Source organism: Roseobacter fucihabitans (genome assembly GCF_014337925.2).
GTDB lineage: Bacteria > Pseudomonadota > Alphaproteobacteria > Rhodobacterales > Rhodobacteraceae > Roseobacter > Roseobacter fucihabitans.
This window is the reverse complement of sequence record NZ_CP143423.1, coordinates 4,035,215-4,052,307: the sequence shown is the minus strand read 5'-3', so window position 1 is coordinate 4,052,307 and position 17,093 is coordinate 4,035,215. Positions and strand designations below refer to the sequence as shown.

At 55.6% G+C, this 17,093-nt stretch carries 14 protein-coding genes; 10 read left to right on the top strand and 4 right to left on the bottom strand.

Annotated elements, in window-relative coordinates:
* Positions 1–185: 185 nt before the first annotated feature.
* Positions 186–455, bottom strand: a complete 270-nt coding sequence (locus tag ROLI_RS19845; protein WP_262386453.1) for a hypothetical protein — start codon at positions 453–455, stop codon at positions 186–188.
* Positions 456–519: 64 nt separating this feature from the next.
* Here ROLI_RS19845 and ROLI_RS19840 point away from each other — a divergent pair, with 64 nt between their 5' ends.
* Positions 520–984, top strand: coding sequence for a ferritin-like domain-containing protein (locus tag ROLI_RS19840; protein WP_316247430.1), 465 nt, complete (start codon positions 520–522; stop codon positions 982–984).
* A 65-nt stretch (positions 985–1,049) separates the two neighbouring features.
* Here the strand turns inward: ROLI_RS19840 and ROLI_RS19835 are convergent, their stop codons facing one another.
* The gene (locus ROLI_RS19835) at positions 1,050–1,859 is read right to left on the bottom strand and encodes a response regulator (protein ID WP_187429551.1); all 810 of its coding nucleotides are present in this window, start codon (positions 1,857–1,859) and stop codon (positions 1,050–1,052) included.
* Between the two features lie 108 nt (positions 1,860–1,967).
* On the opposite strand from ROLI_RS19835, the gene ROLI_RS19830 reads away from it, so the two are divergent.
* Genes ROLI_RS19830 through ROLI_RS19820 form a run of 3 tightly spaced genes read left to right on the top strand, consistent with a single transcriptional unit; the run spans position 1,968 to position 4,408 of the window.
* The gene (locus ROLI_RS19830; protein WP_187429552.1) at positions 1,968–2,126 is read left to right on the top strand and encodes a NepR family anti-sigma factor; all 159 of its coding nucleotides are present in this window, start codon (positions 1,968–1,970) and stop codon (positions 2,124–2,126) included.
* Positions 2,123–2,680, top strand: coding sequence for an RNA polymerase sigma factor (locus ROLI_RS19825; protein WP_187429553.1), 558 nt, complete (start codon positions 2,123–2,125; stop codon positions 2,678–2,680). Before ROLI_RS19830 ends, ROLI_RS19825 begins: the two co-directional genes overlap by 4 nt.
* 3 nt (positions 2,681–2,683) lie before the next feature.
* Positions 2,684–4,408 carry a sensor histidine kinase gene (locus ROLI_RS19820; protein WP_187429554.1) on the top strand — a complete coding sequence of 575 codons (1,725 nt, stop codon included), beginning with the start codon at positions 2,684–2,686 and terminating at the stop codon, positions 4,406–4,408.
* 222 nt (positions 4,409–4,630) lie between these two features.
* Here the strand turns inward: ROLI_RS19820 and ROLI_RS19815 are convergent, their stop codons facing one another.
* Positions 4,631–5,197 carry a cupin domain-containing protein gene (locus tag ROLI_RS19815; protein ID WP_187429555.1) on the bottom strand — a complete coding sequence of 189 codons (567 nt, stop codon included), beginning with the start codon at positions 5,195–5,197 and terminating at the stop codon, positions 4,631–4,633.
* Between the two features lie 196 nt (positions 5,198–5,393).
* Between ROLI_RS19815 and gabT the strand changes: the two genes are divergently transcribed.
* On the top strand, positions 5,394–6,800 hold the full coding sequence (gene gabT / locus ROLI_RS19810; protein WP_187429556.1) for a 4-aminobutyrate--2-oxoglutarate transaminase: 1,407 nt from the start codon (positions 5,394–5,396) through the stop codon (positions 6,798–6,800).
* Positions 6,801–6,834: 34 nt separating this feature from the next.
* On the opposite strand, the gene ROLI_RS19805 is transcribed toward gabT, so the two are convergent.
* Entirely contained in the window at positions 6,835–8,472 is a 1,638-nt protein-coding gene (locus ROLI_RS19805) for an FMN-binding glutamate synthase family protein (RefSeq protein WP_187429557.1), read from the bottom strand.
* Positions 8,473–9,027: 555 nt separating this feature from the next.
* Between ROLI_RS19805 and ROLI_RS19800 the strand changes: the two genes are divergently transcribed.
* The 5 genes from ROLI_RS19800 to ROLI_RS19780 all read left to right on the top strand — a co-directional run bounded on the left by ROLI_RS19800 (position 9,028) and on the right by ROLI_RS19780 (position 17,082).
* Positions 9,028–10,077, top strand: coding sequence for a carbon-nitrogen hydrolase family protein (locus tag ROLI_RS19800; protein ID WP_187429558.1), 1,050 nt, complete (start codon positions 9,028–9,030; stop codon positions 10,075–10,077).
* 77 nt (positions 10,078–10,154) lie between these two features.
* Positions 10,155–12,908 carry an aminotransferase class I/II-fold pyridoxal phosphate-dependent enzyme gene (locus tag ROLI_RS19795; protein WP_187429559.1) on the top strand — a complete coding sequence of 918 codons (2,754 nt, stop codon included), beginning with the start codon at positions 10,155–10,157 and terminating at the stop codon, positions 12,906–12,908.
* On the top strand, positions 12,889–14,382 hold the full coding sequence (locus ROLI_RS19790) for a biotin carboxylase (protein WP_262386454.1): 1,494 nt from the start codon (positions 12,889–12,891) through the stop codon (positions 14,380–14,382). Before ROLI_RS19795 ends, ROLI_RS19790 begins: the two co-directional genes overlap by 20 nt.
* Before the next feature lie 21 nt (positions 14,383–14,403).
* Entirely contained in the window at positions 14,404–15,375 is a 972-nt protein-coding gene (locus ROLI_RS19785; protein WP_187429561.1) for a C45 family autoproteolytic acyltransferase/hydolase, read from the top strand.
* Between the two features lie 126 nt (positions 15,376–15,501).
* The gene (locus ROLI_RS19780; RefSeq protein WP_187429562.1) at positions 15,502–17,082 is read left to right on the top strand and encodes an ABC transporter substrate-binding protein; all 1,581 of its coding nucleotides are present in this window, start codon (positions 15,502–15,504) and stop codon (positions 17,080–17,082) included.
* Positions 17,083–17,093: the final 11 nt, after the last annotated feature.

Genomic DNA, 17,093 nt, shown 5'->3' with positions numbered 1-17,093 from the left:
CGATTGAACTGCCGTGTCGAGATTGGATCGACACGATTACGGCCCGGAAAAGGCCAAGCCCCTGGACGTGCTTCGCGGTAATAGTAGCGCAGAAGATCCAGCAGGCGTGGCGACAACATCACATGGCGATCCTTGCAGCCCTTGCCCTGATCGACCCGGATCAACATCCGGTCGCTGTCGATGTCTCACACTTTCAGATGCGTGACTTCACTTGCCCGCAACCCGCCGCCATAGGCCATGCTGAAGGCAGCTCGGTATCTAAGTCCTGGCTCTGGGGCCGCCTCAAGAATGCGCAAAACCTCTTCGGCGCTCAGTACCGCCGGGATCTTCTTGGCCGCCCGCTGATAGCGCATGTGCCCCTTCATCTCAGGATGGGGACAGGTCGTTGCAAAGAAGAAACTCAACACCGTCAGTCGGTTGTTGAAGGTCGGCGCGCCAACGCCGCGCTCTTTCATATCGAGCTGAAACGCCCGCAGCTCTTACGGTGTGGCGCTATCCGGCGCGTGTCCCAGAAACCGCGTGAAATCGCGCATCCCTCGCAAATACATCGTCTGCATCTTCGACTACAGCCCCTTAATCCGCATGTCTTCGAGAAACCGTTGGCGCAGTGCAGGTATATATTGGTCTGATATTGAAACCTCCTATCGTCAGATTGAGAAGGTTCCAATCGTCCAACAGGATCGTCAGTTCACAAAATCACAGCACTTGGATCAGCGCGCATCAACCGCCACAAGCACCCATACCGCGAGAGCGGTTTCGTCCATTGTCGCCAATTCAGCCGCGCAGGACGATGCCAAGCAGACGTCGGCGGGCGAGATGTGCAATGACCTCGCAGATGATAATGAACGTGTGGCGCATCGACTGCGTACCCTGATCAAAATTGCCGGTGAAGATGGCGACCCTGTCACAGAGGATATGGCAATGGCACGCGCCGCGCACCATGAGAAAGCGGCCTGGATGTTGCGATCCCTTGTTAAAAGTTGAGTGGGTATTTGTAAAAAGGGCGGTGCAATCGGCGCCGCCCTTTGCTTCCCTCAGCAGACCTGTGGTCAGGCTTTGAGTGTTTCCGTCGAAGAGAAGAACATCGCTTGGCTGACAGCCGTGATGACTTGTTCTTCGGTATAGGGTTTGGAGATGAGAAAAGCCGGTTCGTGCTTGTCTCCGGTCAACAGTCTTTCGGGGAAAGCAGTGATGAATATGACCGGGCGCTCCCCCAATTGCGCCATTAGATCATTGACCGCATCGATCCCGGAGGAGTTATCCGCAAGCTGGATATCCGCCAGGATTAAGTCCGGAACATCAGCGTTGCCGAGTGCAATCGCCTCGTCTCTGGTTCTGGCAATACCGGTGACGCGGTGGCCCATGTCGCCGACAAGGCTCTCGATATCCATCGCGATGATCGCTTCGTCTTCGATGATCATAACGGACCCTGACACGGCGTCCGCCATTTCCCGCCGCGCGATTTGAACCAGCTGCTCGGCTTCTGATTGATCAATCCCGATGATGCTGGCGATTTCGCCAAAGCTGAAACCCTCCACGCTATGCAGCAAGAGTGCCTCACGGCTGTTGGCGGTAAGACGCGCCAGGTGTTTCTGCGCGCGCGCCTTGGTCCCGCTCTCACCATCCTCAACGGGGGCACCGGCACTGGACCAAATGCCGTAAAGCACGCGGAAGACGCCCGTTTTCGTGCTGACGCCGTCAAGCACCGAACGATCCGTCAGAATTGCTTCCAATGCCGCCGCGGCAAACCTGTCGCCGCTGCTCTGGCTTCCTGTCATGGCGCGCGAGAAGCGGCGCAGATAGGGGAGTAGGCGGCCTAATTCTTCGCTAACGTCCGCAATTTCAGTGCCGTCCGACATATGAGACCTTTCTTTTTTCACTTTTCTGGGAACCAAACGCGCGTTTGGGCGTTTTGTTCCGCTGCAGGTAGGAAATTTCTTAAATCTTTTCGGGGAACAATCGACTTTATGGCTCAGTCTGGGATGAACGGGAAGCGCGAAAGCGTGATCGATGAGAATTTGAAGCGCGTCTATGAGGAAGCGCTGGAGGAAGGCGTGCCCGACCGTTTCAGAGACCTGCTTGACGCGTTGAAAAAACAGGACGCTCCGACAGGCCAAGCAAAATGAGCCATCCTGATCCCCGCGACACATTGGTCGACCACCTGCCTGCGATGCGCGCCTTTGCCATCAGCCTGACCCGAAACGGTGCCACGGCAGACGACATGGTGCAGGACACTTTGGTCAAAGCCTGGACCAACATTGATAAATTTCAGGCCGGCACTAACATGCGGGCTTGGCTGTTCACCATTCTGCGCAACACTTATTATTCCTCGCGACGCAAGGCCAAGCGCGAAGTGGCGGATGTTGACGGTATCCATACAGAGGCTCTCGCAGAGAAACCTGCGCATGACGGGCGCTTGCAAATGACTGATTTCCGCGACGCTTTCGCGCAACTCAGTGACGAGCAGCGCGAAGTTTTGTTGTTGGTCGGGGCCTCCGGTTTTTCATATGACGAAGCAGCCGACATGTGTGGTGTCGCTGTTGGCACCATCAAGAGCCGAACCAACCGCGCCCGACAACGACTCGCAGAGTTGATGCATCTTGACGAAGACGATGCCTTGGAAATGACGGATGACGCGACGATGTCCGTCTTGAGCGCCGCCAAAGTGGCGTCTTTCTGAAGCATGACGGGCGGTTTTCTGCACGGCGATTTATTTCGCGGGCTGACCTTTCGCATTCTTGTTTTTCTATCTCTGGCACTGTTGCCCTTTGGCTTGATCGCCATCGTGCAGACCCGCGAATTGGCGCGGCAGGCGGATACGAACGCTGAACTCTCCCTGCTCGGGTTGACCGAGCAGGCCTCCGGTGCGGAACGTACGATCATTCAGGAAGGATTGGGTGCCGCTCAGGCGCTCAGCTCGATCGTCGGCATTTTTGCGGATGACCCGCTGGCATGTGCCTCGTTCCTGCACGCTTACCAGCAGGCGTCAAACCGGTACTCACTCGTTGGGTTTTTGCCAGCAAATGGGGTGATGACCTGTTCCTCTGCTGGCGGGGTACATGATTTCAGCGACAACCCTGATTTCATCAAAGCCGTTGAAACCACCCAGCGGACCGTCTTTGTCAATCCGATGGGTCCGCTAAGCGGGGCACCCATGCTTGCGATCATGCACCCCCATTTCGTGGAAGGCACGTTCGTTGGTTTTGCAACGCTGTCCGTGCCGCTGGCAATTTTGCGCGACATGTCGGACCCGGAAACCACGACGCAACCGCATGATATCATCACCTTCAACAGTGCCGGTGAACCGCTCACATCAGATCGCCCCAGATCGGTATCCTTGTCTGATTTGCCGCTCAACAGAAGCCTCAAGAATTTTGTGGGATATTCAACGAGCGTCTTTGAGGACGTAAATACCGAAGGGGACGCGCGCGTCTATACCGTTGTGCCGATTGTCCCCGATCTCGTTTACGTGATCGGCATCTGGCGCCAGGAAGAGGTGCTGGCGGGCACAAGCCATGCCAACGCATTGAGTGTGTTCTTGCCGGTGCTGATGTGGATCGCGAGCCTGATTGTCGCCTTTTGGTCGATCAACCGTCTGGCCATCGGGTATATCCGCAGACTCGGCCGTCAGATGCGCATTTTTGCGTTCAACCGATCCTTGCCACGCGCCACTCTGAGTGCCTCAGCACCCCGTGAATTTGTCGAAATTCAAAAGGTTTTCATGAGCATGGCGGATTCCATCATTCGAGATGAAGCGTCGCTTGAAAATTCCCTGCGCGAGAAGAATATCCTGCTCAAGGAAGTCCATCACAGGGTCAAGAATAACCTTCAATTGATCTCGTCCATCATGAACATGCAAATCAGACGCGCGCCCACGGAAGCCTCCCGCCAGGTGTTGCGCAGGTTGCAGGAACGCATCCTCAGTCTCGCAACCGTTCATAAGAACCTCTATCAGAATGAGGGTTTGGACCGCGTGGATGCGGGCGCGCTGATTGAAGAAATTGTGGGGCAGCTGCTGGTGATTGGTCTCCCCGCTGGCTCTCAGGTTGCGGTCGAACAATCCTATGCATCGGTGATGTTGGACACGGATGACGCTGCACCGCTAACCTTGCTGGTGTCCGAAGCGGTTACGAATGCGATGAAATACATCGGTCCCGGCGATGATGACACGCGGGCCTGCCTTGATATTTCCCTGACGCAGCCGGAGCCTGAGGTCGCGTGTTTTTCCATCACCAACAGCTTTGACGCGGCGCCTGCTGTCGAGGGTACGGGGTTGGGTATGCAACTTATTAATGCTTTTGCGCGACAACTGAATGCGCAGGTCGTGAGCGGCAAGCAGGATCAGACCTATCATCTGATCTTGACCTTTCCGGTGCCGCATCGCGCCAAGCCGACGTTGGATTATTGAGGAGCACGGAACATTGAAGCTGGTTTCGCGTTGATCCGGTGAACGCTCATGAAAGGAAGGCATAAATGGTCAATGATGTGTTTATTTACGGCCTATCCGTTTTAGGCGTCGTGGCTGTGCTGGTCTTTTTCGTCACAAGCGAAAAGACCGATACGCGCAACAATGACAATGATTGATCGCGCCCGCCTCTCGGACGAGCAGTGATCCAAAGCGATCCGATGCTCAGAAACTGGGAGGTGTGCAGGCGCTGATCACCTCACATTCCACGTCGCCGGTATTTCGAAAGCGATGCGGCAGACGGCTGTTGAACAGATAGCCATCTCCGGGGCCCAGGACCTCGACCTCATCATCAACCGTTATCTCGATATGACCGCGAATCACAATACCGGCCTCTTCTGCTTCATGGCTCAGCAGTTCCGGACCCGTATCGGCACCCGGAGCGTAGTGTTCATGCAACAGTTGCAAGGCATGATCCTGCGCGTTGCCAAGCTGGCGCAGTGACAAAAGAGGCGCAATACCACTTGATTGCTCAGGCGGTGCGATCTCAGTGAATTCCGACGCGATATAGAAATACTTGCTGCGCGGTGGCTCTTCCAGCGTCGAAAAAAATTCAGCCATCGACACCTGGATTGCATCCAACAGGCTTTTTAGGGAGGCAACGGAAGGGCTGGTCTTATTCTGTTCAATCAGCGAGATCGTCCCATTGGTCAAACCGGCCCGCATGGCGAGTTCGCGCTGGGACAGCCCGCGCTTTTTGCGAATTGTACGAAGTCGTTTCCCGATGTCCAAAAGTTGGGTCCCTAAGTCTAAAGAGCATTGGTTTCAGGGACATATTTAGACATTGGGCGCGGGCAAGTCACACTCTTTCTCTCCTCGTTTCAAAATCGATTGAAAATGCGGCTGAGAATCATGATTGACAATTAAATTAAACGAAGTATCGGTATTTTAAACACGTCACCTACGTTTTAATTGAAGGACAGAGCATATGGCGACCAGCGCAAAAACCCCGGCCTCCAAAACCGGCACCAGGAGGCCCCGCAAGCCCCGGGCGGTCAAAACACCCAAAATCGCGGTTGTCTCGACGAGTCCCGAAAATCAAAGCAACGCAGCACTTGTGGCGCGGCGCGAAGCTGCTGTGCCGCGTGGTGTGGCTTCGGCGGCACCCATCTTTGCCGATTATGCGGAGAACGCGGAATTGTGGGATGTGGAAGGCAAGCGTTACATCGATTTTGCCGGTGGAATCGCGGTCTTGAACACCGGCCACCGTCATCCTGCGGTGATTGCTGCTGCCAAAGCGCAGGAAGACAAGTTTACGCATACATCTTTTCAGGTCGTTCCTTATGAGACCTATGTGACGTTGGCGGAAAAGCTGAATGATCTGGCACCGGGCGATCATGATAAAAAAACGCTCTTGGTCACAACCGGTGCAGAAGCCGTTGAAAACGCTGTTAAAATAGCGCGTGCGGCGACCGGACGTCCGGGCGTTATCGCCTTTAGCGGCGGCTATCACGGGCGCACGCTTCTGACGCTTGGCATGACCGGCAAGATCAGCCCCTACAAGAAGGACGTGGGACCGTTCCCGTCGGATATTTTCCGCGCGCCTTTCCCGTCCGTGCGCGATGGTATCACGGTCGAAGACGCCCTGACCGGTTTGAAAAATCTCTTCCTGACCGACGCGCAACCAGAGCGAGTTGCGGCAATCATCATCGAGCCGGTTCTGGGTGAGGGTGGTTACGTCCCGGTGCCATTCGAGATGATGCGCGCGCTGCGTGCGATCTGTGATGAACACGGTATCATGTTGATCGCCGATGAAATTCAGGCAGGCTTTGGTCGTACTGGAACTTGGTTTGCCATTGAGCATTCCGGCGTTGTGCCTGATCTGATCACCGCGGCCAAATCGATGGCCGGGGGGTATCCGCTTGCGGGTGTGATCGGACGCGCCGATGTCATGGATGCGGTCATCCCAGGTGGTTTGGGCGGCACATATGGCGGCAACCCTGTGGCTTGTGCAGCGGCACTTGCAGCGATCGAAGCGATTGAAAATGAAGGGCTACTTGCGCGATCCACGCAGCTTGGCGAGCACTTCCGTGCCCGATTTGCCGAGATTGGTGCGCGCACGGCACCCTACCGGATGTGGGATATTCGGGGTTTGGGCGCGATGTTGGCCATAGAGTTCGTGACCGATTTCGACACCGCAAATCCCGATGCTGCTTTGGTGAAATCGATCTGCGCACATGCACTGAAACGCGGGTTGATCCTGCTTGGATGCGGCATGCACGGCAACGCGCTGCGCATCATGGTGCCGCTGACGGCATCTGATGAGATCATTGACGAAGGTCTGGCGATTTTTGAGGCCGCTTTGGCGGATGCGATTGCGCAACAACCTGCCTGAATGCGTTGACGGCTTTAGATGCGAAAAGGGGTGCTCAAGCGGCACCCCTTTTTTCGGTCGTTGGTGGTGTAAAGCAATGTGCATCAGCGCGCGCCCAGCGATTGCGGTAATCAGCGCCGACATCCTCTTTCTGGGTCAAAAGAAACCCAATTGGCAGATAGGGATAGGCCTCACTGCCCTCGGCCATTTTTTTATCGCCCATGCGTAACATCAAGTGCTGCGGCATGAAGTCCCCTGGATGCGACAGACCTGCAGCTCCCGTCATTTCCCCCAATGCTTTCAGTGTGTTGCTATGAAATCGCGCGACGCGTTGGCTCTTCGATACGACATCAAGCGCGCGCGCGCGCAGTGGATCCTGTGTTGCCACGCCCACGGGGCAGTGGTTGGTATGGCAGGCCTGTGCCTGAATGCAGCCGATTGAAAACATAAAACCGCGCGCAGAGTTGCACCAATCCGCGCCAAGCGCCAGCGCGCGGGCAATGTCGAAAGACGACACCACTTTGCCGGCGGCGCCAATTCTGACCTGATCGCGAATACCCGCACCGCGCAGGGTGTTGTGAACAAAGGTCAAACCCTCAACCATCGGCATGCCGATATGGTTGGCAAATTCAACGGGGGCCGCTCCGGTGCCGCCTTCAGTCCCGTCAACGACAATGAAATCCGGGACGATCCCGGTTTCCAGCATCGCCTTGACCATACACATGAATTCGCGGCGGTGTCCGATGCATAGTTTGAACCCCACCGGTTTGCCGCCTGATAAATCGCGCAACCTGCCAAGGAATTGCATCATTTCGATGGGTGTCGAGAAAGCAGAATGCGCCGGTGGGGAAACGCAGTCCTGCCCCATCGGAACGCCGCGCGCTTCGGCGATTTCGGGAGTTATTTTTGAGGCTGGCAGCATCCCACCATGGCCGGGTTTCGCCCCCTGCGACAATTTCAGCTCGATCATTTTGACCTGTTCAAGCGCGGCGGTCTCTTTGAATTTATCCGGATCAAAGCTGCCATCGGCGGCGCGACAGCCGAAATAGCCCGATGCGACCTGGTAAATCAGATCGCCGCCCCCTTCCTTGTGATACCGGCTGACGGAACCCTCGCCCGTGTCATGGGCAAAACCACCAAGTTTGGCGCCCGTGTTTAAAGCCTTGATAGCATTGCCGGAAAGGGAGCCGAAACTCATCGCGGAAATATTGTAAAGCGAGGCATTGTAGGGCTTTTTGCACTTATCTGACCCAATTTTGACCCTGAAATCCGTGTCTTCTATGTGAATCGGGACGACAGAATGGGTGACCCATGCATATCCGGCATCATAGACCCGCAGCCGTGTGCCAAAGGGGCGCTTGTCCTCCTGGCCTTTGGCGCGTTGATAGACGAGGCTTCTGGCATCACGGGAAAATGGCTCTTCGTCTTGATCGGATTCGATTAGGTATTGCCGAATTTCGGGGCGAATACCCTCAAACAGAAAGCGCATATGCCCCAAAACGGGATAATTGCGCAGGATCGAGTGTTGCGGCTGGCGCACATCATGCAGACCCAGCAACGACATGCCAACAAAGATAACGAACGGAATCATCATCCAACCCGTCCAGATCAGTGCCGCGATCAGAGACAGAAAACTGAGGGCGATGACACCCGCGAATGTTGCAAAGCGCATCATGGAACCAAGGTCGGGCATGCAGTTTTTCCTGTCAGGGCATATTCAGAAAACAGACGTTCGGTCTGTACTGAATCATAATAAATTAAACGAAGCCTAGTCTCGGATATTGTGTGTTCAGGTGCAAGCTTCCCGATGCCCAGTGACGCAATCCTAGAAGTTGGGATAGTGCTTGAACAAGTATCAAAAGGTGCTTACGCTTGTGCCAAGTCAAAGGAATACGCCTGAAAATAAAGGTATCAAGCTGCTCTATATAGCGTCGCGCGGGATCGAATAACAGCGTGAGGTGGTCATAAAGATCGTGTTGCAGGTGGGTCTAAGCAGTGGTGACTGATTTGCCATGCGACGGGGAGAAAGAACATCATGTTTAAAATAATAGCTTATGCCCCCTGTGAAGCTCTGCTTTAAAGTGGCAAAATTTGTGGGTTGGTCCAGCGGCGCTGATGGAATTTCGAGAGAACTTCTGATCCGGGTCTATCCTCTATTTCAACATCGCTCTGATGGGCGTAAAGCAGTTCTGCGCGAAGTTTCTATCGGGTCATATTGGCCCGCTTTGTCGCCTTGGAGTGTTTTGTTATGAGTCCATTCGCAATCGCGGGCGTCCAGATGTATGTGAACGCCCTGCAATCCAATGTCGAGGGGATGATCCAGCGGCTTGACGTGCTGATGGCGCGATTCCCTTGGACGCAAATGGTGCTGTTCTCGGAACTGGCACCTTATGGCCCCCTGGACCGGTTTGCCCAAGCTCCCCAAAATGAGGCGCTCGATACGTTCTGTGCGGCGGCCCGCAAACATCGCGTCTGGTTGATACCGGGCTCCATGTTCCTGCGTGATCCGGAAACGGGTCTGATCTTCAACACCTCCGTGGTGATCAACCCGGAAGGTGAAATCATTCGGCGCTATTCCAAAATGTTCCCGTTTCGGCCCTATGAAACGGGCATTGCTGCGGGTACTGATTTCTGCGTGTTCGACGTGCCGGATGTCGGGCGTTTTGGGTTGTCGATTTGCTATGATATCTGGTTCCCCGAAACCACGCGGCAACTGACCGCGCAAGGGGTCGAGGTGTTGTTGCATCCGGTTTTGACGGGCACCACGGACCGCGACGCGGAACAGGCCATTGCACGCGCAACGGCGGCGCAATTCCAGTGCTACGTTTTCGATGTGAACGGCTTGGGCGCTGGCGGTGTGGGCAAGTCGCTTGTGGTGGATCCTTCCGCCCATGTCTTGCATCAATCCGCCGGACAGGAGGATATGTTCCCGATTGAAGTGGACCTTTCGACCGTGCGCCGCCAGCGCGAGACCGGCATGAAGGGTCTGGGTCAGGTGCTCAAGAGTTTCCGGGACCGGTCGGTTGATTTCTCAGTCTATGACAGAGAAAGTGGAACAGACGCCTATCTGAAGACGTTAGGCCCTTTGGAGATACCGCAACAAGGAACGCGCGCCGGGCTGCATGTGGATGTGCCCGCGGATACAATGCATGAGGCGCCCGCCTTCAAGGGAACCACTCTTGATACGCTGTCTGGTACGGCACATGCTTCGACACCACTTACGACCGGAATACCGGAACCGACGACGCAACCCCATGATGCAAAAACGCAGGGGAACGAAAAACAATCCAGCGGGTAAATTGCCTGACCTGTTCGTGTGGTGAAGATCACATCTGACACAAATGGTGGTTTTCTCGGCACAGGGGAGAACGACTGATGCATGCGATGAATGACTATTCTTCGGCGATACAATTACGCTCGGACCGGTGGAGCGCGTTGCGCGAAGCCTCCGCGGCGCTCACACGGGATCCAAAACCAAAACAGCTGGCCAGCTTGCGCAAGACGATCAAGGAACTCTTTGCCTCGCTTGCGGTGATCGAGCCTTATTGGGCGTTTCCGGGCATGTCGGCTTTCGATCATCTGCGTCGCCAGTTCGACCATGGATCTTTCGAGGATCTGGCTTTTGCGGTCGGGCGCGTCACCCGCGCGCTGACCACCGGCGCGTATCGGCGGCGTCACATCCCGTTGGAACGGGACAGCGTGGATAAAGACGAACAAGATGATGAGGCGATGTTGCCGCCCGAAGCGCGCGCGATGGCCAAGCCGTATTTCGAAATCCTGATCGTCGACAATGTCAACGAGCATCAGGAACGTTGGTTGCGCAACAACGTCACCCGGATGCGGCGCTCGGAAGATCCCTTTATCTACGAAGCCGTTGTCGTTCCGAGCCTTGAAGATGCGCTTGTGGCGGTACTGTTCAACCATAACATCCAGGCGATTGTGGTGCGTCCGGGTCTGGTCCTGAAATCCAAGATGGATCAGAATATGCTGGCGCGCTATCTCAACCGCGCCGGTGGGCAGGAAGAAATCGACAACATGCAGCCGGAAAATTATGGCCCGGAATTGTGCCGTCTGGTGGCCAAGGTGCGCCCCGAACTGGACGCCTATCTTGTGACGGAGCGTTCCGTCGAGGAAATCGCGGGCTTGGATCTGGGTATTTGTCGGCGGGTTTTCTACAATCAGGAAGACTTCATGGAGCTGCACCTCAATATCATCAGGGGGGTGCAGGCGCGCAATAAGACGCCGTTTTTCACCGCATTGGTGGAATATTCCAAACAGCCCACGGGTGTTTTCCACGCCATGCCGATCAGCCGCGGCAAATCGATCACGCGCAGTCACTGGATACAGGACATGGGTGCCTTTTATGGGCCCAATATCTTTCTGGCCGAAACCTCGGCAACCTCGGGCGGGCTGGACAGTTTGCTGGAACCGCATGGTCCGATCAAGGAGGCACAGGAGTTGGCGGCGCGGGCGTTTGGCTCCAAACAGACGTTCTTTGCCACCAACGGCACATCGACCTGCAACAAGATCGTGGTGCAGGCGCTGGTGCGACCGGGTGACATCGTTTTGGTGGATCGGGATTGCCACAAATCCCATCACTACGGGATGGTATTGGCCGGTGCGCAGGTCTGTTATCTCGACAGCTATCCGCTCAATGAATATTCGATGTATGGCGCGGTGCCGCTGCGTGAGATCAAACACCAGCTGCTCAAGCTCAAAGCCGAAGGCAAGCTGGACCGGGTGCGCATGCTGTTGCTGACAAATTGCACCTTTGATGGGCTGGTATACAACGTCGAGCGCGTGATGGAAGAATGTCTGGCGATCAAACCGGACCTGATCTTCCTGTGGGACGAGGCATGGTTTGCTTTTGCCCGCTTCAATCCAACGTACCGTCAACGCACGGCAATGGCGGCGGCCAATAATTTACGTGTAAAATTCCGCAGCGACCAGCATGCGCGTCTCTATGAGGCTCAGCAATCCTTGCTTGAGGGTTGTGATGACGAGAAGCTTCTGGACACGCGGTTAATTCCGCCCCCCAACGCGCGGGTCCGGGCCTACGGAACGCAATCGACGCATAAGACGCTGACCTCGCTGCGCCAGGGCTCGATGATCCACGTGAACGATCAGGATTTCAAAGGCGAAGTGGAGCAGGCGTTCCATGAAGCCTATATGACCCATACCTCGACCTCCCCAAACTACCAGATCATCGCATCGCTTGATGTGGGGCGCCGACAGGTCGAGCTTGAAGGGTATGAATTCGTACAGCGCCAGATTGAAGCCGCTATGTCCATGCGGCGTGCGATCACGACCCATCCATTGCTGCAAAAATACTTCAAGGTGCTGACAGCGGGCGATATGATCCCCGATCATCACCGTCAATCCGGTGTCACGAGTTACTATGACGCCGAACAGGGCTGGACCGATATGTGGGACTGCTGGGAGCAGGATGATTTCGTGCTCGATGCCACCCGCGTGACGCTCGCGGTCGGCGGAACCGGTTGGGATGGTGATACGTTCAAGACCGATATCCTGATGGATAAATACGGTATCCAGATCAATAAAACCTCGCGCAATACGGTGTTGTTCATGACCAACATTGGCACAACGCGCTCCTCGGTTGCCTATCTGATTGAGGTGTTGGTGGAGATTGCAAAATCCATCGACGAACGTCTGGATGACGCGAGCCGCATGGAGCGCCTGTCCTTTGATCGCCGCGTCAAAGCGCTGATGCAGGATTTGCCGCCGCTGCCGGATTTCAGCCGGTTCCACGATGCATTCCGTCAATGTGATGTGACCGGGGAGGGGGATATTCGCTCCGCCTTCTTCCTCGCCTATGACGAGGAGAAATGTGACTATCTCGATATCAACGGCTCGCTGGGGGAGGCGTTGGAGGCGGGCGAGGAGGTCGTTTCGGCCAGCTTCATCATCCCCTATCCCCCCGGCTTCCCGATCTTGGTGCCGGGACAGGTTGTGAGTAAAGAAATCCTGGCCTTCATGCTGGCGCTGGACGTCAGCGAAATCCACGGATACCGCCCTGACCTCGGGCTCAGGGTGTTCACAAAAGAAGCGCTTCAAACGCTCGTAGACGCGAAACCAATAACAAAAAAACTTGCCCAAGTGGCAGAATAAACCAACAGAGAGGACAGATCACATGACCACGACGGTTCTGAAGAACATCTCGGAAATCCGGCGGTATTTTCACCGCAACGAGGACCCGGTCTATTTCATCTCAGCCACGAATTTCAACCTTCTGGGGTTGGACGAATGGGTGAAGAATTTCAAATATATCTGCTACATTGATTGCTACGGTGGCAAGCACCCCAACGTGTTTTGTCCGTCCGAGCAACCGCATGCGGAATTTCAGTCCATTGAGGACATCAACAACTATCTGCTCCAGCACAAGGAAGTCATCGACTTCATCAAGCGCCGGGGGGGCAAGCCGAAATTCGTGTTTCTGATGTTTGACGCTGAGACCGAGCGGCTGTCCAAGGAGTTGGGCGCGGACGTCTGGTTCCCCAAGGCCAAGCTGCGTACCAAGATGGACAACAAGATCGAAACCGTGCGCATCGGTAACAAGGCGGGTGTGCCCTCCGTGCCCAACGTTTTGGCCGAGGTCAAATCCTATGACGATCTGAAAAAGACCTGCGAGAAGGCCGGGATCGGGCATGATCTGGTGTTGCAATCGGCCTTTGGCGATTCTGGTCACACGACTTTCTTCATCAAATCCGAGGCCGATTTCCGCCGTCACGAACATGAGATTATCGGTGAAGGTGAGATCAAGATCATGAAGCGGATCGATTGCCGGGGCTCCGCGATTGAGGCCTGCGCGACCAAGGAAGGCACGATTGTCGGCCCGCTGATGACGGAACTGGTGGGGTTCAAGGAACTCACGCCTTACCGCGGAGGCTGGTGTGGCAATGAAATCCTCTCCACCGCGTTCCCGCCCAAGGTCCGCCAGAAAGCCCGCGAATTGACGTTCAAATTCGGGGAACAACTGCGCAAGGAAGGCTATCGCGGGTATTTCGAATTGGATTTCCTGATTGACAAGAAAACCGGTGATCTCTGGCTGGGAGAGTTGAACCCACGTATTACCGGGGCGTCGTCGATGACCAATCATGCGGCCTTTGCCCATGCGGACGCGCCGTTGTTCCTGTTCCACCTGCTAGAGTTCTCAAAGAAGAAATTCGCTCTGGACACGACCGAGTTGAATGACCGCTGGGCGGACCCGAGCATGATCGATAGTTGGTCGCAGATGGTGATCAAACACACGGACGACAGCGTTGACATCTGCACGGAGGCACCGGAAACCGGCATCTATAAAATGCTGGAAGACGGGCGGGTGGTCTATGATCGGTTCGATTATCACCGCCGCGCCGTTGAGTCCGAAAACGAGGCTTTCTTCCTGCGCATCCTGCAACCGGGGGATTATCGCTATGAGGGGGCCGACATCGGCATCCTGGTGACGCGCGGTCGTTCCATGACGAAAAGTTTCCAGTTGAATGAACGTGCGAAAAAGTGGATCCACGGCATCAAGCAAACCGTGACCGCCAAACCATTGCCAACGGCGACGGCATTCGCGGACCCGGCGTTCAAAATTCTGTAACGCGAAAGGATCGCGCACCCCATGTTATGGCGCGCAATTAGTGAAGATATGCCCGGGCCGAAATGGTCCGGGCTTTTCGCGCAGTATTGGCCGGATTATAAGCGCTGGTGGCTCAAGGAGGGCGAAAGCACCCGCCCGACCTATGCTGAATCCCGCCGCGCTCTGAAACAGCATATGCCGGAAATCGTCCCGCTTTACGAAGAGCTGTGTGAATTGGCAGGCGGTGGCGATCTGGCCGCGCGGTTCCTGTCATTCTATTGCCCGCCCCCCTATCTGGCGGGGTGTTCACAGGCGATCTGGCCGGGAAAACAACCCGTGATGGTGCGCAATTATGACTATAACCCCAACGCTTTTGACAGTCTGGTTTTGCATACCAAATGGCAGGGCCGCCAGGTCATGGGTACATCGGACGGGCTCTGGGGGTTGGTGGACGGGGTCAATGGTGCGGGACTTGCGATTTCATTGACCTTTGGCGGGCGGCGCGTCGTCGGGGACGGTTTTGGCGTGCCGCTGATCCTGCGCTATGTGCTGCAAACCTGCACCACGGCTGAGGAAGCGGGCGAGGTGCTGGCCCGCGTGCCGACACATATGAGCTATAACGTGACCGTGTTGGATAAAAAACGGCAATATCTGACGGCGATGATGGCGCCCGACCGGCCCGCGTTAATCACCCATGCGGCCGTGGCGACGAACCATCAGGAAAACGTCGAATGGGTCAGCCACGCGCGTTTTACGGCTACTGTGGAACGGGAAAGATATCTGCTGCAAAGGCTCACCCTGCACCGCGACCCGGAGGAGAAATTCATCGGTGCGTTCCTGCGCCCGCCGCTCTATTCGACCGCTTTTCATGCGGGTTTCGGAACTCTTTATACAGCCGTTTATCGTCCACGAAAGCTGGAGATGGAATTGCGCTGGCCGGGAACGGTCTGGCCTTTGTCTATGAAAGCCTTTGAGGAAGGCAGCCGTCAGATTCTGATCCCCGGCGCCGCCTGATTTCTGTGCAACGCTAAATTTTCTTTAATGTGATCAAGGGCGTTCGGGTTTGGCTTGCAGAAGGGGCTTGCCAAATGTCGCGTCGTCCCAAACATTGGCGCCAGAAAAATAATAGGGGAGAACACCATGAAATTTACCACCTCATTGCTATCTGTTGCGGTCCTGCTGTCCAGCACCGCCTTGGCCAGCGCCGAAACGCTGCGTTGGGCGCGTGCGGGCGATTCATTGACATTGGATCCACATGCGCAAAACGAAGGGCCGACCTCCGCTTTGGCGCATCAGATTATGGAACCGCTGGTCATGCGCGATCATTCCGGTGCCATCGTTCCGGCACTGGCCACGGCATGGGAGCCGTCTGAAGAGGACCCGAATGTTTGGGTCTTTACGCTGCGCGAAGGGGTGACCTTCCATGATGGTGCGGCCTTTGACAGTTCAGATGTCAAATTCAGCCTCGAACGCGCCATGACCGAGGATTCAGATTACAAAGAGCTGCTGGCCTCCGTCTCCGAAGTGCGCGCGCCTGACGCTTATACCATCGAAATCGTGACCGACGGTCCGAACCCGATCATGCCCAACAACCTGACCAATATGTTCATCATGGACAAGGAATGGGCAGAGGCAAATAACGCCACCAAAGTGCAGGATTACGAGGGCGGTGAAGATACGTTTGCCGCGAAAAATGCAAATGGTACAGGTCCTTACAAGCTGGTCAGCCGCGAGCCGGATGTAAAGACCGTGTTGAGCCTGAATGAAACCTATTGGGGTGCGGATGAATTCCCGCTCGAGGTGAGCGAAATCATTTACACGCCGATCCAGAATGCCGCGACCCGTGTTGCAGCGCTTTTGTCGGGCGAGGTTGATTTCATTCAGGACGTGCCGGTGCAGGACCTTGAGCGCGTCGCAAGCACCGATGGGCTGGACGTGCGCACAGCACCCCAAAACCGGGTGATCTTCTTTGGGATGAACTCAGGCGACGCCGATCTGAAAAATGACAACGTCGAGGGTGCCAATCCGCTGGCCGATGTGCGTGTGCGCGAAGCGATGAGCCTTGCCATCAACCGTGATGCGATCAAACAGGTCGTGATGCGCGGCCAATCGGCGCCGGCTGGCATGATCGCACCGCCCTTCGTGAACGGTTGGGACGCAGAGATGGATGCCTCTTCGGTCACCGATCTGGATAGGGCGAAAACCCTGATGGCGGATTCCGGATATGGCGATGGTTTCTCCATCCAGCTTGATTGCCCGAATGACCGCTACATCAACGACGAGGCGATTTGTCAGGCGTCGGTCGGCATGTTGGCGCAGATCGGGATCACGGTGAACCTTGATGCCAAGCCCAAGGCGCAGCATTTCCCGCTGCTCAGCAATCTGGAAACAGATTTCTACATGCTGGGTTGGGGTGTGCCGACGTATGATTCCGAATACGTGTTTAACTTCCTTGTGCACGGTCGTGACGATAAATACGGCTCCTGGAATGCGACGCGATATACCAACGATGATCTGAACGCCAAAATACAGAGCCTTGCCTCCAACACCGATCTGGACGCGCGGGATTCAGACATTGCGGAAATTTGGCAGGTTGTTCAGGATGAAAAGATCTACATCCCAATCCACCATCAGGTCCTGAATTGGGGCATGAAATCCGGCGTGGATACGGTTGTTGAGGCCGAAGATTCGCCAAAGATCAAATATTTTAAGATGAACTAAGGCCGACGCGC